Annotated in this window: 17 protein-coding genes and 1 pseudogene; 11 read left to right on the top strand and 7 right to left on the bottom strand. The window is 74.4% G+C overall.

Annotated elements, in window-relative coordinates:
- The first annotated feature begins 1 nt into the window (after position 1).
- The 5 genes from ACWD4B_RS31330 to ACWD4B_RS31350 are packed head-to-tail and all read left to right on the top strand — an operon-like array spanning position 2 to position 6,099.
- Positions 2-1,411, top strand: coding sequence for a proton-conducting transporter transmembrane domain-containing protein (locus ACWD4B_RS31330; RefSeq protein WP_451423928.1), 1,410 nt, complete (start codon positions 2-4; stop codon positions 1,409-1,411).
- A gap of 5 nt (positions 1,412-1,416) precedes the next feature.
- On the top strand, positions 1,417-2,370 hold the full coding sequence (locus ACWD4B_RS31335) for a respiratory chain complex I subunit 1 family protein (RefSeq protein ID WP_414170255.1): 954 nt from the start codon (positions 1,417-1,419) through the stop codon (positions 2,368-2,370).
- Positions 2,371-2,377: 7 nt separating this feature from the next.
- Positions 2,378-3,085 carry a hypothetical protein gene (locus ACWD4B_RS31340; RefSeq protein ID WP_451423929.1) on the top strand — a complete coding sequence of 236 codons (708 nt, stop codon included), beginning with the start codon at positions 2,378-2,380 and terminating at the stop codon, positions 3,083-3,085.
- Positions 3,085-4,581: a proton-conducting transporter transmembrane domain-containing protein gene (locus tag ACWD4B_RS31345; RefSeq protein ID WP_451423930.1), complete on the top strand. Its 1,497-nt coding sequence runs from the start codon at positions 3,085-3,087 to the stop codon at positions 4,579-4,581. The genes ACWD4B_RS31340 and ACWD4B_RS31345 overlap by 1 nt, the downstream gene beginning before the upstream one ends.
- Positions 4,582-4,584: 3 nt before the next feature.
- A complete protein-coding gene (locus ACWD4B_RS31350) occupies positions 4,585-6,099 on the top strand; it encodes a hydrogenase large subunit (RefSeq protein ID WP_451423931.1) in 1,515 nt (504 codons plus the stop codon).
- A gap of 4 nt (positions 6,100-6,103) precedes the next feature.
- Here the strand turns inward: ACWD4B_RS31350 and ACWD4B_RS31355 are convergent, their stop codons facing one another.
- A complete protein-coding gene (locus tag ACWD4B_RS31355) occupies positions 6,104-6,979 on the bottom strand; it encodes a universal stress protein (RefSeq protein WP_451423932.1) in 876 nt (291 codons plus the stop codon).
- Positions 6,980-7,150: 171 nt separating this feature from the next.
- On the opposite strand from ACWD4B_RS31355, the gene ACWD4B_RS31360 reads away from it, so the two are divergent.
- From ACWD4B_RS31360 to ACWD4B_RS31380, 5 genes are all read left to right on the top strand, one after another.
- A complete protein-coding gene (locus ACWD4B_RS31360) occupies positions 7,151-7,771 on the top strand; it encodes an Rv1733c family protein (RefSeq protein ID WP_451423933.1) in 621 nt (206 codons plus the stop codon).
- Between the two features lie 15 nt (positions 7,772-7,786).
- Positions 7,787-8,812: a zinc-binding alcohol dehydrogenase family protein gene (locus ACWD4B_RS31365; RefSeq protein ID WP_451423934.1), complete on the top strand. Its 1,026-nt coding sequence runs from the start codon at positions 7,787-7,789 to the stop codon at positions 8,810-8,812.
- 47 nt (positions 8,813-8,859) lie between these two features.
- Positions 8,860-9,774: an ABC transporter ATP-binding protein gene (locus ACWD4B_RS31370; RefSeq protein ID WP_451423935.1), complete on the top strand. Its 915-nt coding sequence runs from the start codon at positions 8,860-8,862 to the stop codon at positions 9,772-9,774.
- Positions 9,771-10,595 carry an ABC transporter permease subunit gene (locus ACWD4B_RS31375; protein WP_451423936.1) on the top strand — a complete coding sequence of 275 codons (825 nt, stop codon included), beginning with the start codon at positions 9,771-9,773 and terminating at the stop codon, positions 10,593-10,595. The genes ACWD4B_RS31370 and ACWD4B_RS31375 overlap by 4 nt, the downstream gene beginning before the upstream one ends.
- 271 nt (positions 10,596-10,866) lie before the next feature.
- Entirely contained in the window at positions 10,867-12,093 is a 1,227-nt protein-coding gene (locus ACWD4B_RS31380; protein WP_451423937.1) for an FUSC family protein, read from the top strand.
- 67 nt (positions 12,094-12,160) lie between these two features.
- On the opposite strand, the gene ACWD4B_RS31385 is transcribed toward ACWD4B_RS31380, so the two are convergent.
- The 6 genes and pseudogenes from ACWD4B_RS31385 to ACWD4B_RS31410 all read right to left on the bottom strand — a co-directional run bounded on the left by ACWD4B_RS31385 (position 12,161) and on the right by ACWD4B_RS31410 (position 17,198).
- The gene (locus ACWD4B_RS31385; RefSeq protein WP_451423938.1) at positions 12,161-13,018 is read right to left on the bottom strand and encodes an isocitrate lyase/PEP mutase family protein; all 858 of its coding nucleotides are present in this window, start codon (positions 13,016-13,018) and stop codon (positions 12,161-12,163) included.
- A 388-nt stretch (positions 13,019-13,406) separates the two neighbouring features.
- Positions 13,407-13,508: pseudogene (locus ACWD4B_RS31390) on the bottom strand (murein L,D-transpeptidase); the annotation flags it as partial.
- A gap of 324 nt (positions 13,509-13,832) precedes the next feature.
- Positions 13,833-14,450: a trimeric intracellular cation channel family protein gene (locus ACWD4B_RS31395; RefSeq protein WP_451423939.1), complete on the bottom strand. Its 618-nt coding sequence runs from the start codon at positions 14,448-14,450 to the stop codon at positions 13,833-13,835.
- A gap of 157 nt (positions 14,451-14,607) precedes the next feature.
- Positions 14,608-15,480, bottom strand: a complete 873-nt coding sequence (locus ACWD4B_RS31400) for a hypothetical protein (protein WP_451423940.1) — start codon at positions 15,478-15,480, stop codon at positions 14,608-14,610.
- The gene (locus tag ACWD4B_RS31405; protein ID WP_451423941.1) at positions 15,473-16,204 is read right to left on the bottom strand and encodes a hypothetical protein; all 732 of its coding nucleotides are present in this window, start codon (positions 16,202-16,204) and stop codon (positions 15,473-15,475) included. The genes ACWD4B_RS31400 and ACWD4B_RS31405 overlap by 8 nt, the downstream gene beginning before the upstream one ends.
- 70 nt (positions 16,205-16,274) lie before the next feature.
- Positions 16,275-17,198 carry an MBL fold metallo-hydrolase gene (locus tag ACWD4B_RS31410; protein WP_451423942.1) on the bottom strand — a complete coding sequence of 308 codons (924 nt, stop codon included), beginning with the start codon at positions 17,196-17,198 and terminating at the stop codon, positions 16,275-16,277.
- A 197-nt stretch (positions 17,199-17,395) separates the two neighbouring features.
- Here ACWD4B_RS31410 and ACWD4B_RS31415 point away from each other — a divergent pair.
- The coding region (locus ACWD4B_RS31415) for a hypothetical protein (protein WP_451423943.1) at positions 17,396-17,963 on the top strand (568 nt) is incomplete at its 3' end.

The following is a 17,963-nucleotide window of genomic DNA, read 5'->3' on the forward strand; positions in this document are numbered from 1 at the left end:
GGTGGAACAGCCCCTCGGCAGAGGGTGTCTGCCAGATGCGGACCACGTCGAGGGCGCTGGACAGACAGGCGAGTTGTCGCTTCAGGGCGTCGACCCCGAAGCGCCCAGCCACGTCTCGGCGTTGATGAGTGCGGCCATGGTGCACCTGGGGGTCTACGGCATCGTCCGGGTCGGCTTCGACCTGCTGGGCGGCGGACCCCGCTGGTGGTGGCTCGCGCTGATCGGCGCGGGCGGGCTGTCGGCGGTGTACGGGATGCTGCAGGCGGCGATGGCCTCGGACCTCAAACGCCTGCTCGCGTATTCGACGAGCGAGAACACGGGGCTGATGCTCATCGGCGTGGGCGCGGCCGGGCTGTTCGCCGATGCGCATCACGAGGAGCTGGCGGCCCTCGCACTGGCCGCCGCACTGCTGCACATGGTCAACCACTCTGCCTTCAAGGCCCTGTTGTTCTGCGCGGCGGGCTCGGTGCTGCGGGCGAGCGGGCTGCGGGACCTGGACCGGATGGGCGGGCTGCGGGCCCGGATGCCGCTGACGGCCGGGCTGTTCGCCGTGGGCGCGCTGGGTGCGGTGGCCCTGCCGCCGGGCAACGGCTTCGTGAGCGAATGGCTGTTGCTCCAGTCGCTGATCCACGGTCTGGCGGTGCCGGGCGAGGTCACGTCGATCGTGCTCCCGCTGGCGTTCGCGGTGATCGCCCTGTCGGCCGGGCTGGCGGCCGCCGTGTTCGTCAAGGCCCTGGGGGTGGGGTTCTTCGCCCGGCCCCGCAGCGACCGGGCGGCCGCGGCGGAGGAGAGCCCGCCCGCCGTGCTGGCCGGCATGGGCCTGCTGGCCATGTGCTGCGCCGTCCTGGCGCTGGTGCCGGGGCTGCTCGGCCCGGCGCTGGACCGGGCCGTGGCAGTGGCCGGCTTCCCGCACGGGGCCTCGCTGTCGGGTACGGGCATCCAGGCACAACTGGACGGAGTGGCCGCGCGGTTGTCGCCCCTGTGGGTGGTCGCCGCGCTGACGGCCGCCACGGCGACGGCCGTCGGGCTGCCCCGGCTCGTCCGCCGCCGGCCCCGGCGCACCCGCGCCCGGCTGTGGGACTGCGGGGGCGGGGCCCCGACGCCGCGCATGGCCTACACCGCGACCTCGTTCGCGGAGCCCCTGCAGCGGGTGTTCGACGACGTGGTGGCGCCCGAGCAGGACGTGGACGTCACGCCGGTCCGCGAATCGGCCTATCTGGTCGAGCGGGTGCGCTACCGGCAGCGGGTCCCCGACCGGCTGGAGCACCGGCTGTACGGTCCCGTGCTGGCCGGGCTGTCCCATGTCGGCGCGGCTGCACGGAGGTTGGCGAACGGCAGCGCGCACCTGTACGTCGGCTACGGCTTCTGCGGGCTGGTGACGGTGCTCCTCGCCCTGGCGGTGGGCTGGTGAGCGGCATGAGCGGTCCCGGTGTCGCGGCGGTGGCCGCGCAGGTGGCGGTCGTGACGGCCGGTGCGCCGCTGCTGGCGGGCTTGATGCGGCAGGTACGGGCGCGCCTGGAGGGGCGGGCGGGCGCGGGGATCGCGCAGCCGTGGCGCGATCTGCGCAAGCTGCTGCGCAAGGAGCCCGTCACACCGGTGGGCACGGGGCCCGCCTTCCGTGCCGCTCCGGCGCTGTTGGTGGCCACCACCGCTGTCACGGCCGCGTTGGTGCCGTTCCTCTCGACGGACACCCCGGTCGGCCGCAACGCGGACGTGATCCTGGTGGTGGCCCTGCTCGCCCTGGGCACCGTGGCCCTCGCGCTGGCGGGGCTGGACTCGGGCACGGCGTTCGGCGGGATGGGCGCCTCCCGGGAGATGACGATCGCCGCCCTGGTCGAACCGACCATCCTGCTCGCGGTGTTCGCGCTGTCGATACCGGCCCGGTCGACCAATCTGCCGGCCATCGTGGCGGGCGCCGTCGAGCAGCCGGCCCGGCTCGCCTCGCCCGCCGGGCTGCTGGCCACGGCGGCGCTCGCGGTGGCGGTGCTCGCCGAGACCGGGCGGCTGCCGGTGGACAATCCGGCCACCCACCTCGAACTGACCATGGTGCACGAGGCGATGGTGCTCGAGTACGCCGGACCCGACCTGGCCCTGGTCGAACTCGGCGCCCAGATGCGGCTGACGGTGCTGCTGGGGCTGCTGACATCGGTCTTCGCCCCCTGGGGCATCGCCACCGGGCCGTCGTGGGCGGCGCTGGCCGTGGCCTTGGCCGTGTTCGTCGCGAAGACCGCCCTGCTCGGCGCGGCGCTGGCGGCGGGCGAGGTGTTCTGGGCGAAGCTGCGGCTCTTCCGGGTCCCCGAACTCCTCGCCGGCTCCTTCCTGCTGGCGCTGCTCGCCGTGACCGCCTCGTACTTCCTGAGCGGAGAGTGAGGCCGCCGTGAGCGAAGGCACGTACACGCAGCTCCTCGACCTCGCCTGCGGGGCGTTCCTGCTGGCGGCCGTGGTGGTGCTGTGGCAGCGCAAACTCACCGCGATCGTCCGGACGTTCGCCCTGCAGGGCGTCGCCCTGGCGGCGCTGCCCTTCCTGCTCGGGCTGCACGAGGCACGCGGCGAACTCATCGCCGTCGCCGCCGGGATCGGCGTGCTGCGCACCGGCGTCCTGCCGTATCTGATGCGCCGCGCCCTGGCCTCCCTCGTCCCCGCGCCCGTGACGGGGGCCGGGCACCGCTACGTGGAGAACGTCAGCGAGGCCTGGGAGACCCGGCCGCTGGTCAACGTGGCCGCCTCACTGCTGACCGCGGCGCTGCTGACGCTGCTGGCCTACGCCGTGGCCCGGCCGCTGGTGCTGCTCGGGCCCGCGCCCGCCACCCGGGCGCTGCCGGTCGGGCTGGCGGTGATGCTGATCGGCTTCTTCGTGCTCTCCACCCGCCGCCGGGCCCTGGCCCAGGTGGTGGGCTTCCTGCTGCTGGACAACGGCATCACCGCCACCGCCTTCCTGGCCGCGTCGGGCGTCCCCCTGATCGTCGAACTGGGGGTGTCCTTCGACGTGGTGCTCGCCGTGCTCGTCCTGCAGATCCTCACCACCCGGATGCGGACCGCCTTCGGCACCACGGACATCGACGACCTGCGGGAGCTGCACGACTGATGACCCCCCTCACCTCTCAGGTCTGGCTCGCCGTGCCCGTGGCCGTCCCCCTGGCCGCCGCGGGCGGGCATGCCGCCTTCCGCCGCCGCGCGCTGTCCGCGTGGACGGGCCTGCTCTCCCCCTGTGCCGTGCTCGCGGCGGGGGTCGTCCTGGCCCGGGCGGTGCTCTCCGGCGGGCCTGCGCCGACCGCCTTCCGGGGCGTGCTGCGCGCCGACGCGCTGTCGGTGTGGATACTGCTCGTCGTCGGCGCAGTCGCGGCCCTGGCCGGTGCCGCCGGCCCCGCCTACCTGGCGGGCGAGCGCGCGGCAGGGCGTGCGGACGCCGCAACGGCCCGCCGCTACCAGGTCCTTGTGCACGCCTTCCTGGGCGCGATGTGCGCGGCGGTCCTGGCCGCCAACCTCGGGGTGCTGTGGGTGGCCATCGAGGCCACCACGATCGTCACGGCGTTCCTCGTCGGCCACCGCCGCACCCGCGCCTCCGTCGAGGCCGCGTGGAAGTACGTGGTGATCTGCTCGGCCGGCATCGCCCTGGCGTTCCTCGGCATCGTGCTGCTCTACTACGCGGCGCGGGCCGCGCAGGTCCCCGAGGCGCAGGCGCTGGACTGGCCGGCCCTCGTCGCGCACGCGGACCGGCTGGACCCGTCGGTCACCCGGCTCGCCACCGCCCTGGTGGTCCTGGGGTTCGGCGCCAAGGCGGGCCTGGTGCCGCTGCACGCCTGGCTGCCGGACGCGCACAGCCAGGCGCCGGCCCCGGTGTCCGCGCTGATGTCCGGGGTCCTGCTGTCGGTGTCGTTCACGGCCGTCCTGCGCTGCAAGGCCGTCGCCGACCTGGTGCTCGGTCCCGGGTACACCCGGACGCTGCTGGCCGCAACGGCCCTGCTGACCCTGGCACTTGCGGTCGCGCTGCTGCTCGCCCAGCGCGACTACAAGCGGATGCTGGCGTATTCGAGCATGGAGCACATGAGCCTGATCGCACTGGGCGCCGCCGTCGGCACCCCGCTCGCGATGTCCGCCGCACTGCTGCACATCGCCGGGCACGGGCTGGCCAAGACCGTGGCCTTCTGCGCCTCGGGGCACGTGCTGCAGCTGCGCGGCACCACCCGGATCGGGCGGGTGCGCGGGCTGCTGGCCCGGGCCCCCGGGCTCGGGACCGCGTTCGGGCTGTCCGTGCTGGCGCTGCTGGCCCTGCCGCCGTCCGGCCTGTTCGCCTCCGAACTCGGCCTCGCCCGGGCCGCGTTCGCCGCCCGCTTCGGCTGGGCCGCGGCCGTCGTGCTGCTCCTGGTGCTGACGGCCTTCGCCGCGCTCGCGGCCCGGACGGCCGCGATGCTGCTGGGGCCCGCCCGGCTCGCCCCCGGCACCCCGGCCGTCCCGGTGCGGCTCGGTCCGGCCGCCGGGCTGCCGCTCGTCCTGGGGCTGGCCGCCTGCGCCGCCCTCGGGGTGGCCGCGGGACCGCTGACCGATCTGCTGTCCGCCGCCGCGCTCCCGGGAAGGCCCTGACCCGTGCGATCCCTCTCCGCGCCCCGCGAGATCACCGACATCGGCCCCGGCGAACTCGCCCACCGGGCGGGCGCCCTGCTGCGCGAGGGTCACCGGCTCGCCCTGGTCGCCGCCCACCACGACGACGAGGCGGCACCGGGCGGCCGGGCCGTGCGCGTGGTCTACCTGTTCGTTGCGGGACCGCCGGACGTGCGCACCGAACTGCACGTCCGCCTGGACCCGGAACGTCCCGAAGTGCCTTCCCTGGCACCGCTGTCCTTCCCCGCCGGCCGTTTCGAGCGCGAGATGCGGGACCTGCACGGGGTCGTCCCCCTGGACCACCCGCTGCCCCGGCGCCTGGTACGGCACTTCCACTGGCCCAAGGGCTGGTACCCGATGTGCCCGGACGCCGGCCCGCCGCCGGAGTTCGGCGAGCCCGAAGGGCCATACCCGTTCCTGGAGGTCGAGGGCGACGGCGTCTACGAGATCCCGGTGGGCCCCGTGCACGCCGGGCTCATCGAGCCGGGCCACTTCCGCTTCTCCGTCGTCGGCGAGACGATCCTCAAGCTCAAGGCCCGGCTGTGGTTCGTGCACAAGGGCATCGAGAAGCTCTTCCAGGGCCGTGACCTCGCGGGCGGCCTGGCGCTGGCCGAGCGCATCAGCGGCGACACCGCCGTGGGGCACGCCCTCGCCTACTGCCTCGCCGTCGAGGAGGCCGCCGGCATCCGGGCGCCGCGCGCCGCGCAGCGGGCCCGCGCGCTGCTGCTGGAGCTCGAACGCCTGCACAACCACGTCGCCGACCTCGGGGCGCTGTGCAACGACGTCGGCCACTCCGTGCTCAACTCCCAGGCCCAGCGCGTCCGCGAGACCCTGCTGCGCCTCAACCAGCAGGTCACCGGGCACCGGCTGCTGCGCGGCGCCGTGCTGCCGGGCGGCGCCCGGCTGCGGGCCGTGCCGGAGCCCGCGCGGATGCGGGCGATCCGCAACGACATCCGGGAGATCGCCGACCTGGCGCTGGGCCACGGCGGGGTACGCGACCGCTTCACCGGCACGGCCCGGCTCCCCGCGCAGGCCGCCCGCGACCTCGGCTGCCTGGGCTGCGTGGCCCGGGCCAGCGGCCTGCCCGCCGACGCCCGCACCGACCACCCCTTCCACGAGGAGGCCGCACCGCCCGCCGTCCCCGTGCACTCCGCGGGCGATGTGCTGGCCCGGTTCCTGGTGCGGGCCGAGGAGATCGACGCCTCCGTCGACGTGATCGTGCACCTGGCCGCGGGACTGCATCCCGGCCTGTCCGTCCACGACCCCTACCCCGGCGCCCGGCCCGCGGGGTCCGGCGTGGGGATCGTCGAGGGCTGGCGCGGCACCATCGCCACCCGCGCCGAGGTCGCCGCCGACGGCACGCTGACCCGGGTGAAGCCGGTGGACCCGTCGTTCTTCAACTGGCCCGCCCTGCCGGTGGCGCTCGCGGACACGATCGTCCCCGACTTCCCCCTGACCAACAAGAGCTTCAACCTGTCCTATGCGGGCAACGACCTCTGACCGGTCAGTCGTGCGGGACCACGGCGACGGGGCAGGACGCGTGGTGCACGCACGCCTGGACCACCGCTCCCAGGCGGGGCGTCAGCGCGGTGCGGTGCCTGCGCCGGCCGACCACCACCAGGTCGGCGCCCTCCGCCGCCCGCACGACCGCGCGGGCCGGGCTCTCCAGCCGGACGGTACCGGTCACCGGCAGGTCGGGGTAGGTCGCGCGCCAGAGGCGCAGCGCGGCCGACAGCTGCTGCCGGGCGTCGCGGCTCAGCTCCTCGGCCACGTCGGGGTCGACGCCCCACGGCGCGTAGGCCTGCACCGGCAGGGACAGCCCGTGCAGGGCCGTCAGCGGCACCCCGCGCCCGGCGGCCGCGCCGAACGCGAAGGCGAGCACCTCGTCGCCGCCCGGGCCGTGCAGACCGGCCCCCACGACCACGCCGCCCCCGTGCGCGGGCGACGGCCCTTCGTCCCGCGCCCCGGCGCGCACCAGCACCACCGGGCGCTCGGCCCGGCCCGCGACGTGCAGGCCCACGTCGCCCAGGAAGAAGCTCGAGACGCGGTCCAGCCCGCGGGAGCCGAGGACGGTCATCGTCGACTCCGCCGCGGCCTTCAGCAGCGCCGTCGCGGGCTCCTCCGCCACCAGCTCGTCGACGATGTGCAGATCGGGGCAGCGCTCCTGGACCTCGGTGTGCGCGGCGCGCACGAGGCGCTTCGCCCAGTAGTCCTGGTCGTTCTCGCGGGCGACGTCGCGCGGCTGCGCCACCAGCAGGATCCAGGCGTGCAGCAGGCGCAGGGCCGCCCCGCGCCGCTCGGCCTCGCCGGCCGCCCAGTGCGCGGCGGCCAGGCTCTCGGGCGAGCCGTCGAGTCCCACGGTGATGGGTGCCGGTTCCATGCGTCCGCCTCCGTCCGGTCCGCGGCGGCCCCTGCGCGGCGCACGGCCGCCGTCCTGCTTCCAGTGTCGGCCCGCAGCGGACAAGAGGGGACGACGTTCCCCGTGACGTCGCGCGCGTCTGCCCCGACCATGGAGGGAAGACGGCTGCGCCGGGCTCAGGGAGGCACCACCATGAACCTGCGAGGCAGGCACAGCGCACCCGGGTCCGGTCCCGCCGGCCACGGCCCGGGCGGGGGCGAGGACACCCTGTGGCGCCCCTCCGACCGGCTGCAGGCCCGGCTCAACGCCTGCCTGACCGCGCTCCTCCTGCTCGCCCTCCCCACGGCGGCGCCCGCGGTGGGCAGGGCGGTGTACGACGCCCAGCTGCACACCGTCCGGGCGCAGGCGGCGGACCGGCACCAGGTCACCGGCCGGCTGACGGCGCACCCCCAGGGGACCCCGCAGTCCCTCTCGGTGACCGGCGTCCGGCTGGACGACGCCCCCGTCTCCTGGACGGACGCGGCGGGCCGCAAGCACACGAGCACCGCCAAGGTGGCCACGGGGACGCCCACGGGCGCGTCCGTGCGCATCTGGGTCGACCGCAGCGGGTCCGTCACCGACCCCCCGATGCCCGTGGAGTCCGCGGTGCTGACCGGCTGGGTGGCGGGCGGCATGACGGCAAGTGCGCTGATCGTGCTCTCGCTCGGCGCCCGGGCGGCCGTCGCGGCCTTGCTGGACCGCAGGCGGTACGCGCAGTGGGAGGCGGAGTGGACCGAGCTGGAGCCCAAGTGGTCCAGGGGGCCGAGCAGTTGAGCGGAGGCGACGACGATGACGCCGTCCGGTGACCTCGTGACCACGGCCTGGGTGGTCGACCGCACCGCCCCCGCCGCGGAGCACCCGCTGCGCCACGTGCAGCGCCCCCTGCCGCCGCTCGGGCCGGCAGGGCTGCTGATCGACGTGCACGCGTGCGGGGTGTGCCGCACCGATCTGCACCTCGCCGAGGGGGACCTGCCGCCGCATCTGCCGCGGTGCACGCCCGGTCACGAGATCGTCGGCCGGGTGCTGGCCGCCGGGCCGCAGGCGCAGGGCTTCGCCCCGGGCAGCCGGGTGGGCGCGGCCTGGCTCGCGGAGACCTGCGGTGCGTGCCCGTACTGCCGTTCCGGGCGCGAGAACCTCTGCCCGCAGTCGCGGTACACCGGCTGGGACCTGCACGGCGGCTATGCGGAACACACGGTCGTCGACTCCCGGTTCGCCTACCACCTGCCCGAGGGGCCGCCCGACGAGGAGCTGGCGCCCCTGCTGTGCGCGGGCATCATCGGCTACCGCGCGCTGCAACGCGCCGAGCTGCCGCCCGGCGGCAGGCTCGGCATCTACGGATTCGGGGCCTCCGCCCATCTGACGGCCCAGCTGGCCATCGCCCGGGGCGCCACCGTCCACGTCCTCACCCGCGCCCCGGCCGCGCAGCGCCTGGCCCTCGACCTGGGCGCGGCGTCGGCGCGCGGCGCCTACGACGCCCCGCCCGAACCGCTCGACGCGGCGATCCTGTTCGCCCCGGTCGGCGACCTCGTCCCCGTCGCCCTGGCGGCCCTCGACCGCGGCGGCACGCTGTCGGTCGCGGGCATCCACCTCACGGACGTCCCGCCGCTGGTCTACCAGGACCACCTCTTCCAGGAGCGCACCCTGCGCAGCGTCACCGCCAACACCCGCGCGGACGGCACCGCCTACCTCGCCGAGGCGGCCCGGCACCGGCCCGTCGTCCATGTGCAGCGCTATCCGATGAGCCGGGCCGACGAGGCGCTGGCGGATCTGGCGGCCGACCGCATGACCGGCGTCGGTGTGCTGATCGCCGACTGACACCGCGGGTAGGGAGGACGGTGAGCAGAAGAGAAAGGAGGTGCCGTGTGCGCGACCCCGGACCCGCCATCGAGATCCGCTCCCTGACCAAGCGCTACGGCCGGACCACCGGCGTGGAGGGCATCGACATCACCGTCGCGCCGGGCGAGGTCTTCGGCTTCCTGGGGCCCAACGGGGCCGGCAAGACCACCACCATCCGCTGTCTGGTGGGGCTGCTGCGGCCGACGTCGGGCAGTGTGCGAATGCTCGGCCACGACCCGGTGGACGGGCACCGCGAGGTGGCGCCGCAGCTCGGCTACGTGCCGGGCGAGCTGCGCTTCTATCCCGAGCTCACGGGGGCACGGACGCTGGGCCTGCTCGCGAGCCTGCAGGGGGCGCCGTCCCCACGGCGGGCGGAGCTGTGCGAGCGGCTGGGGCTCACGGCCGCGGACCTGGCGCGCACGGTCGGGGAGTACTCGCGCGGGATGAAGCAGAAGCTCGGCCTGGTGCAGGCGCTGCAGCACGATCCGGAACTGGTGGTGCTGGACGAGCCGACCGAGGGGCTCGACCCGCTGGTGCAGGAGACGTTCTACGAGCTGCTGGCCGAGGCCGCGGCGGCCGGGCGCACGGTGCTGCTCTCCAGCCATGTGCTGCCGGAGGTGCAGCGGACCTGCGGCCGGGTGGCGATCGTGCGGCAGGGCCGGCTGGTCACGGTGCAGTCGGTGGCGGAGCTGCGCCGGGCGCGGGCCCGCAGGGTGCGGCTGGCGTTCGCCGACGGGCAGGGGGAACGGCCGCTTCCGGGGTCGGAGCGCTGGTCGCCGCGGTGGACCGGGAACCGGGCCGAGCTGCTGGTCCCGCCGCACGAGGTGGTGGACGCCATGCGCGGGCTGCTGGCGCTGCCGGTGGCGGATCTGACCGTCGAGGAGGCGGGCCTGGACGAGGCCTTCCTGGACCTCTACCGGACTCCCGTGGAGGAGGCATGAGGGACCGTTTCCCGCTGCTGTGGCTGGCGCTGCACCGGAGACGCCGGATGCTGACGGCGCTGGTGCTCGGCATGGCGGTCTTCGAGCTGCTCATCGTGGTGATCGCCGGCGCCGTACCGCACGGGCAGGCGTTCGGCGGCGACGGCGGGCGGACCCCGCCGAGCGCGTTCAAGGCGTTCTCCGGCTCCACCGGCAGCGTGTCGATCGGCAGTTACCCGGGGCTGCTCGGCGCGGGGCTGACCCACCCGTTCTGGATCGCCCTGCAGGTGACGGCCGTCGCCTCGCTGTCGGCGGCCGCGGTGGCCGCCGACGTGGAGTCCGGGACGATCGAGCTCGTGGTCGTACGGCCCGTCTCCCGGGCCAGGCTGCTGGCCGAGCGCACGGCGGCCCCGGTGCTGGTCGCCCTGGTGCTCAATGCGGTGGCCACGCTCACGGTCGCCGCGGGTGTGGCCCTCTCGCCGGACATGCACCACGACGTGCCCCTGCGCGGGGTGTTCATCGCGGGGCTGCTGGGCTGGGGGCTGACGTTCTGTCTCCTGGGCCCGGCGCTGGCCGTCTCGGCGGGGGCGCGGCGCCGGGCGCACGTCCTCGGTGCGGCCATCGCCCTGGGCGCCGTGGGCTTCGCGCTGAACTTCGTCGCCCTGGCCTGGTCGAAGGCGGCTCCGCTGCGCTATGCCAGCCCGTTCCACTACTACACGCCGGGCGACATCCTGGCGCACCCGACCGTCCCGTGGGGCTCGCTGGGCGTGCTGTGCGGGGTGGGGGCGGCGGGGGTCACGGCGGCGTTCGCCCTGCTGCACCGCCGGGATCTTGCGCCGTAGCGCCCCGTAGGGGCGCGGGGAACTGCGCGCTCAGCCACGACGCGTCCGCAGCCGAGGTTCTCGGGGCTTCGCCCCGGACCCCTGGGGTGGTGCGTCGTCTGCGGGCCGCCGGTGGCTGGTCGCGCCCACGCGGCGGAGCCGCTGGGGGTACCTCCCAGCGGTAGCTGGGGGAGAAACAGCCCCGCGCCCCTGACGGGGCGTACTACCACCAGCTGGGTGGCACGGCGCGGGGGACGACTGGGGTGCACCGCGCAGCGGGAAGAGGCACCGTGTGCCCGAGCTACCCGACCCCCTGACGACCCTGGTGCGGCGCGGCAGGGAGCCCGCGGTCGTGCAGGCGGTGCGCTCCACGCTGGCCGCGGTGATCTCGTATGTGGTGGCGCTGCAGCTGAGCCGGGAGCCGCTGCCGCTGACCGCACCGCTCACGGCGCTGCTCGTGGTCCAGGTGACGCTCTACTCGACGCTCACGACGAGCATCCGCCGGGTCAACTCGGTGGTGGCGGGCGTGCTGATCGCCATCGGCTTCAGTGTGCTGGTGGGCCTGACCTGGTGGAGCCTGGGGCTGATCATCCTGGCCTCGCTGGTCATCGGACGGTTCGTCCGGGTGGGCGAGTTCGTCCCCGAGGTGGCCATCAGCGCGATGCTGGTGCTGGGTGTCACCCAGGTGACACAGACGGCGTGGGACCGGGTCCTGGAGACGCTGATCGGCGCGGTCGTGGGCCTGATGTTCGACTTCCTGTTCGTACCGCCGGTGTGGGTGCAGCCGGCGGGCGACGCCATCGAGGAGCTGGCCCGGCGCATGCGGGACCTGCTGCTGGACATCGGGCGGGAGATCAGCGGGCACATGCCCGTCGAGGAGGCCGCGGCCCGGCTGCACGCGGCCCGCCGGCTGGACCACGACATCGTGCAGGTGGACGCCTCGCTCCGGCAGGCCGAGGACAGCCTGCGGCTCAACCCCCGGGTCAAGGAAGGGCTGTTGTTCCGCGTGGTGCTGCGGACGGGGCTGGACGCCCTGGAGATCACCGCCGTGGTGCTGCGGGTGTCGGCCCGTACGCTCACCGACCTGGCCAAGGAGCGGACGGGCGAGCCGCTGTTCCCGGAGGACGTGGCCGTGGCTCTGGAGGAGGTGTTCGGCCATCTCGCCCGGGCGGTCGAGAGCTTCGCGGTGCTGATCACCACGCAGGTGCGGGACAGCGCCGAGGAGGCGGAGTCCCGGTTCGCCCGGGAGCTGGCCGCCGGGCGCAGCAGCCGTGACCGGGCCGCCGATCTGCTGCTGGCGCGGATGCGGGAGCACCCGCGCCAGTGGCAACTGCACGGTGCGCTGCTGGCCGAGATCGACCGGATCCTGGACGAGCTGGACGTGGAGAAGCGGTCCGAGCGGCTGGTGGAGGAGCTGGACCGGCACTCCCGCGAACAGCACGACAGGCACCCGGTGGTGAACGGGATCAGGCGCCGGCTGCGCAGCACCCGCTACGGCTGGCGGAGCAGCGCCCGGTAGGGGCGCGGGCGGGCCCTGCCGGGGCGAGGGGCGTCCCGGCAGGGCGGCGTGCCGGTGCGTGCAGCCGTCAGGCGAGGGCGGCCTCGCGGCCGTGGTTCCGGCTGATGTTCTTCTCCAGCAGGCCCAGGCACTCGGCGACGCCGATGCTGGAGGAGGTGAACTCCGGGAGCCTGCCGTCGTCCTGCTTGAGCCGGATCATCGCCGCGTCCATCGCGGACTGCGCGGCGAACAGGCACGGCGTGCTGTAGATGGCCACGTCCACGCCGAGCTCGGTGAGTTCGGGCAGCGACAGCCGGGGCGACTTGCCGCCCGCGATCTGGTTGAACAGCAGCGGCTTGTCGCCGATGACGTCGCGGACCTTGCGGATCCAGTCCACGCTGCGGACACCGTCGACCAGGACGACGTCGGCGTCGGTGGCCGCGAGCGCCTTGGCGCGGCGCAGGATCTCGGCCTCCTCCGTGGCGTCGGTGCGGGCGACGACGACGAGGTCGCGGCGGGCGTCGAGCACCATGTGGAGCTTCTCGAGGTACTCCTCCAGCGGCAGGATCTGCTTGCCGTCCACGTGCCCGCAGCGGCGGGGGCGCTTCTGGTCCTCCAGGATCACCCCGGAGGCGCCGATGGCCTCGAGGTGCTGCACGGTGTGGCAGGCGGTCTCGGGGTCGACGTAGCCGTCGTCGATGTCGACGAGCAGGTGCTGTTCGGGGAAGGCCAGCCGCAGCCGCTGGACGAAGGCGACGATGTCCGGCCAGGCGATGAAGCCGATGTCGGGCAGGCCGTAGTGGGACGCGGCGAAGCCGAAACCGGAGATGAACATGCCGTCGTAGTGCTGGGCGGAGACCGAGGCCGAGAGCATGTCGAAGACGCCGATGAGCGGAGTCGTGCCGTCCGCGGCTATGGCGGTACGTAGTCGGGCGGGGTGATTCACGGTACCCTCCGAAGACTGGAGTTCACCGACATGTCGCGTCGGTTTCCGCCGCCAAGCTGTTGACCGGTGCGGGGATGTCGGTGAGCTGAGGAGCCCGGGGGTGCGTGCCGTCGTGCGAGGGCGCGCACCCTGGGAGTGCTGGGGTGTGTTCCCGGAGGCTAGTCAAAGCTTTGGCAATGAAACAATAGCGACCGCGTAAAACCCGTAACGTTGCGCTGTATTCACGCCGATCGCTACAAGCCCCGCAGCCCTGTGGGCACTTGCGGAGCAGCGGCGACGGGGGCCCCGCCCGCCGCCGCAAGCTGTCCGGATCCATGCACCCTCTGCGACCATTCCCCATGCCGGACGCAACGAGCGGCCGCCGCCGGGGACACGCGCGGGGCACGCGTCAAGTGCCGGGTTTACGGCCGTAGATGTAGACGGCGTCCGCGGTGCGGAGCAGATTCCAGTACGCCTTCGCGACCTGCGGCCACATATTGACGCTGCCGCCCATGGCGATGAACGCCACTGGAAGGCTGTACGACGAACCGGCGAACGCGCCCTGGCACAGGGTCCGTTCGCCGCTCATCCGCTCACCCGGCCGGGAAACGCGTGCGCGCCGAGGTGCACCAGCAACGGCGGCATCTCGGCGCTTTCGGACTGCTCGATCTACGGGACCGGCGCGGCGGTGCCAGCACCGCCACCCACGCCCCGGAACGACAACGACGCCACAGCCACCCCCGAAGTCTCACGCCTGACCCGCTCTCAGCCGTCGGACCGCCCCTGCCGTCAACGGTACGCCGGAGTCCGGTCCCTTCTCAGCCGGTTGGCATCATCACGCTCCCCGCCGTGCCCCCAGCAGCCTCGGCAGATGCAGGTCGAAGTGGAGTGCCCCCATGCGCACCGCGAAGACCAGCCCCATCGAGACCGCCGCCGCGGCCGTGGCCCCGGCCCCGGCCCGGTCCAGCAGCAGATAGGTGCCCGCGCCGGCCAGCGCCGCCGTCGCGTACACCTCCTCCCGCAACAGCAACGGCGGGAACTCCCCGCACAGGACATCCCTGATGACCTCACCCGTCACTCCGGTCATCACGGCCAGGATGATCACCGCGAACGGCGTGACCCCGGCGTCGATCGCCGCCCGCGCGCCGATCACCGTGACGACGGCCAGCCCCACGGCGTCCACGGTCATCAGCGAGCGGTGCGGCAGGTCCCGGTAGCGCAGGAAGACCATCGTCGCCAGCGCGGTACCGGTGATGACCGCGAGCAGCACCCAGTCGTGGGTCCAGTACAGGGGTTGGCGCCCGAGGATCAGGTCCCGCAGGGTGCCGCCGGAGATCGAGGCGGCGAAGGCCAGGACCAGGCCGCCGAAGGGGTCCAGCCTCGCCCGGTGCGCGGCCAGCACACCGCTGGCCGCGAACGCGGCGATCCCGACGAGGTAGAGGACGTGCAGCATCGCCGTCTCCGTTCCGGTGGTGCAGGAGGAGGGGAGAGAGCGGCACGCCGTCGTCCGCAACCCGACCGGCCCACTCAACCACCGGCCCGTGCCCCGCCGCCTCCTCCGTCCGGCCAGTGCCGCATCGGCCGAAGGGACGAGCCGGCGGGGCCCGCCGTCACCAGGGTCCGAGCGGGACGAGGTCGGGGCCGACCGCGTGCCAGTCCCGGCCGGCGTCGCTGACATGGTGGACGAGGTGGCCGCAGTACCAGACGACCAGGTTCTGCCCGTCGGTGTCCTCGCCGTTCAGATACGCGCCGAGCCCGTCCGCGGCGGCGCTGCCCTGCCGCCCGTGCCGGTCCTCGCTGCCGTGGTAGCGCAGCAGCCACAGGTCGGAGGTCGAAAAGGCGTCGGCCGTACCGTCGTTCGGGCCCGGCAGCAGGTGGTAGCCCCGGCCGCTGTCCTTGTTCAGCACGGCCCAGCTGCGCCGGGAGGCCGCGTTCTTGACCCGGCTGGTCTCGGTGCGGAACGGGTGCCAGCCGGCGCCCCATCCCTCGTCGGGCGCGTAGGTGTTGTACTCCAGCCCCAGATCGCGCGGCACCCCGTCGAGCGTGAAGTCGAAGCGCCAGTAGGTGTGGTGGCGGTGGTCGAAGGGGCACTGCAGCCCGGCACTGAAGAGCCGGGGCAGCACCACGCCGTCGACCCGGAAGACCCACCGGTGCGTCAGGCGGTACGCACCGATGGTGTGGTACGACTCCAGGTTCAGCGCACTCTGCGCCCCGCTGCCCGAGGCGTATGCGCACACCCGCGTGCGCGGACACCTGCGGGTGGGATGGGAGTTGTCGTAGTTGAGCGGATCCTTGTACGGGCCGCACGGCCCGTCGTACTGCACCCGCAGCGAGGGCAGGCTCGCCTTGGCGAAGACCTGGTGGCCGCGGTAGGCGGCGCGCAGCACGACGATCCCCTCCTCGTCGGGGGAGTCCGCGAGCCGCCAGTCGAACGTCCACACCGGCTGCCCTGCGGGCCAGGCGATACGGCCGGACTCACTCATCGCCGCCTCCCCCGCCCAGCACCCGCTCCTCGCCGAGGTCGACGATCACCCGCACCCGGGGCAGGCGCTCGCCCGGCGGCCCGAAGCCGACGTAGGCGCGCCGGTGCCCGTAGTGCTCGTCCCCCTCCTCGACGTCGCTGGTGAGCAGCACCATCGGTACGGAGTCGGCGGTGCGGCGGCCGACCACCTCCGGGTGCGTCCGGGCGAGCTCCACGGCCCGCTCGGCCTCCGCCGGGGACAGGCCCGGCTGGGCGCGGCTCTCCGTCACGCCGACGACGACCGGGGGCTCCGCGTCGGCCAGCGTGATCTCCAGCGTGCGGCGGCCCGTGTAGTCGTGGACCAGGACGAGGATCGCGGGCACCGTCCGGTCCTTGTCGTCGCTCAGCGCGCTCGCGCCCAGGACGACGTACCGCCGGCCGTCCAGCGCGGCCCGGACGCGCCCGTCCGCCAGCAGCACGGGCGTCGCCCGGGCCAGCAGCTCCGCGCCGGACGGGTGGCCGGTGCGCTCCCAGGCGACCGGTTCGGCCGGGCCCGGCGGCGGGCCGGGCTCCGGGATGTCGGTGAGGGGCGGCTCGACGACCGCGGGGAACTCCTCGGCGCCGGACCGCTGCGGGGGTGGGTCGAGACGGATCTCCGGTGGCACGGCACGCCCTTTCTCCCGGCGCCGGTGCTCCTCGTCGAGCCCTGCAGCACCGATGATTTCAGCCGGGAGCCGGACCGTCACCGGCGGTGACTACCGGGCCGATGCGTGCCGCCGACGGACGCGCCCCGGCGCGCACCACCGTGCTCCCGCGTCAGGTCCGGTCGAACGGCGCCCAGCGGGATATCGCGAACGCCGAGCCCTCGCGGCGCACTTCGGCACCGCCGTGCCCGGGGAAGTGCCCGGGGAAGACCAACGCCCGGGTGTCCGCGGCCTCTTCCAGGATCCGCCGCCGGGTGCGCACCGCCCCGGCCTGGTCCTCGCTCAGGCAGGTGTCGCAGTCGGGCTCGGCGAACTGCAGCGGCGTGTGCATCGCGTCACCGACGAACAGCGCCCGGTCCGTGCCCGACTCCAGCCGGACGATGCAGGATCCGGGTGTGTGCCCGGGGGCCGCCTCCAGGGTGAGTGCGGCGTCGATGCGATGGCGCTCGCCCTCCCACAGCACGGCGCGCCCCGCCCGGTGCACGGGCAGGATGCTGTCCTCGAACATGCTCCCGCAGATCTGCTCCACGGTGACGTCGCCGAGCGCCCCGCGCTTGGGACGGTTCCCGGCGGGGTTCCAGTGGTCGAAGTCGGACCGGGGAATCAGGTAGGTGGCATTGGGGAAGGTCGGTACCCAATCGCCGTCCACCAGGCGGGTGTTCCAGCCCACGTGGTCCGGATGCAGGTGCGTGTTCACCACGACGTCCACGTCCTCGGGCCGCACCCCCGCGGCGGCCAGCCGCTCCAGGTAGCCGGTTCTCATGTGCGTCCAGGCGGGCATGTACGGCCGTTCCTTGTCGTTGCCGACCCCCGTGTCGACGAGGACCGTCGTGCCGCCGCTGCGCAGCACCCACGTCTGCACGTTGACGGCGAACGCGTCCTGCTCCGGATCCCAGAAGTCCGGTACCAGCCAGGACGCGTGCTCCCGCCACTTGTCGGCGGTCAGCCCGGGGAACGCGGCGGCCACGGGGCCCATCGGAGCGTGCCATTCCACGACGCGGGTGACCTCCACCGCGCCCAAAGTGATCGTCTGCATGGCCCCGACCCTAGGTACTGCCCGCACCGCGGCGGGAGAGGAACGGCCGATTCACACGAACCAGCCGATTCACACGGACCGGCCGAGGATGTGCGGGGACGTACGGGGATGTACCCGTGCGGCACGGGACGTCCCCGCGCGGGTGAAAACCCGTCACCTCCGCGGCAGGGCCGCGGCCCGCACGGCAGTCTGCGTCCATGCGCCGACGCCTCTCCCCGTACGAACGGGTCATATGGGCCGCGGGCGACGTGCTGCCCGCCAACGTCGCCGCCGTCGCCCGGGTCTACGGGCGGGCCGTCCCCGACCGCCTGTCCGGCGCCCTCGCCGCCGCACGGCTGCGGCACCCGCTGCTGGGGGCCCGGATCGCCTGCCGAGGACGCCGGCACGCGCTGCTGACCACGGACGGCGTGCCGGGCCCGCCGCTGCGGGTGGTCGGGGCCGACGGCAGGGACACCTGGGCCCGGGTCGTCGAGGAGGAGCTGCAGCGGCGCTTCGACACCGCCGCCGGGCCGCTCGCCCGCTTCGTGCTCGTCGACGACGGGGACGCCTTCGACCTCGTCTGCGTCTTCCACCAGCTCGTCGCCGACGCCCTGTCCGCCTGCGTCGTCGTCCGGGACGTCCTGCACCGGCTCGCCGGACCCGCCCCGGACCCCGCCCCCGCCGCGGCGCTCCCGCCGCCCTGGAGACGCCTCAGCCGCTGCCCGTTCTCTGCCCAGACGGGGAACGGGATCGGCCGGGGGAGGCGGAGCCAAGCCGAAGGCCATG

Source organism: Streptomyces sp. NPDC002536 (assembly GCF_053594995.1).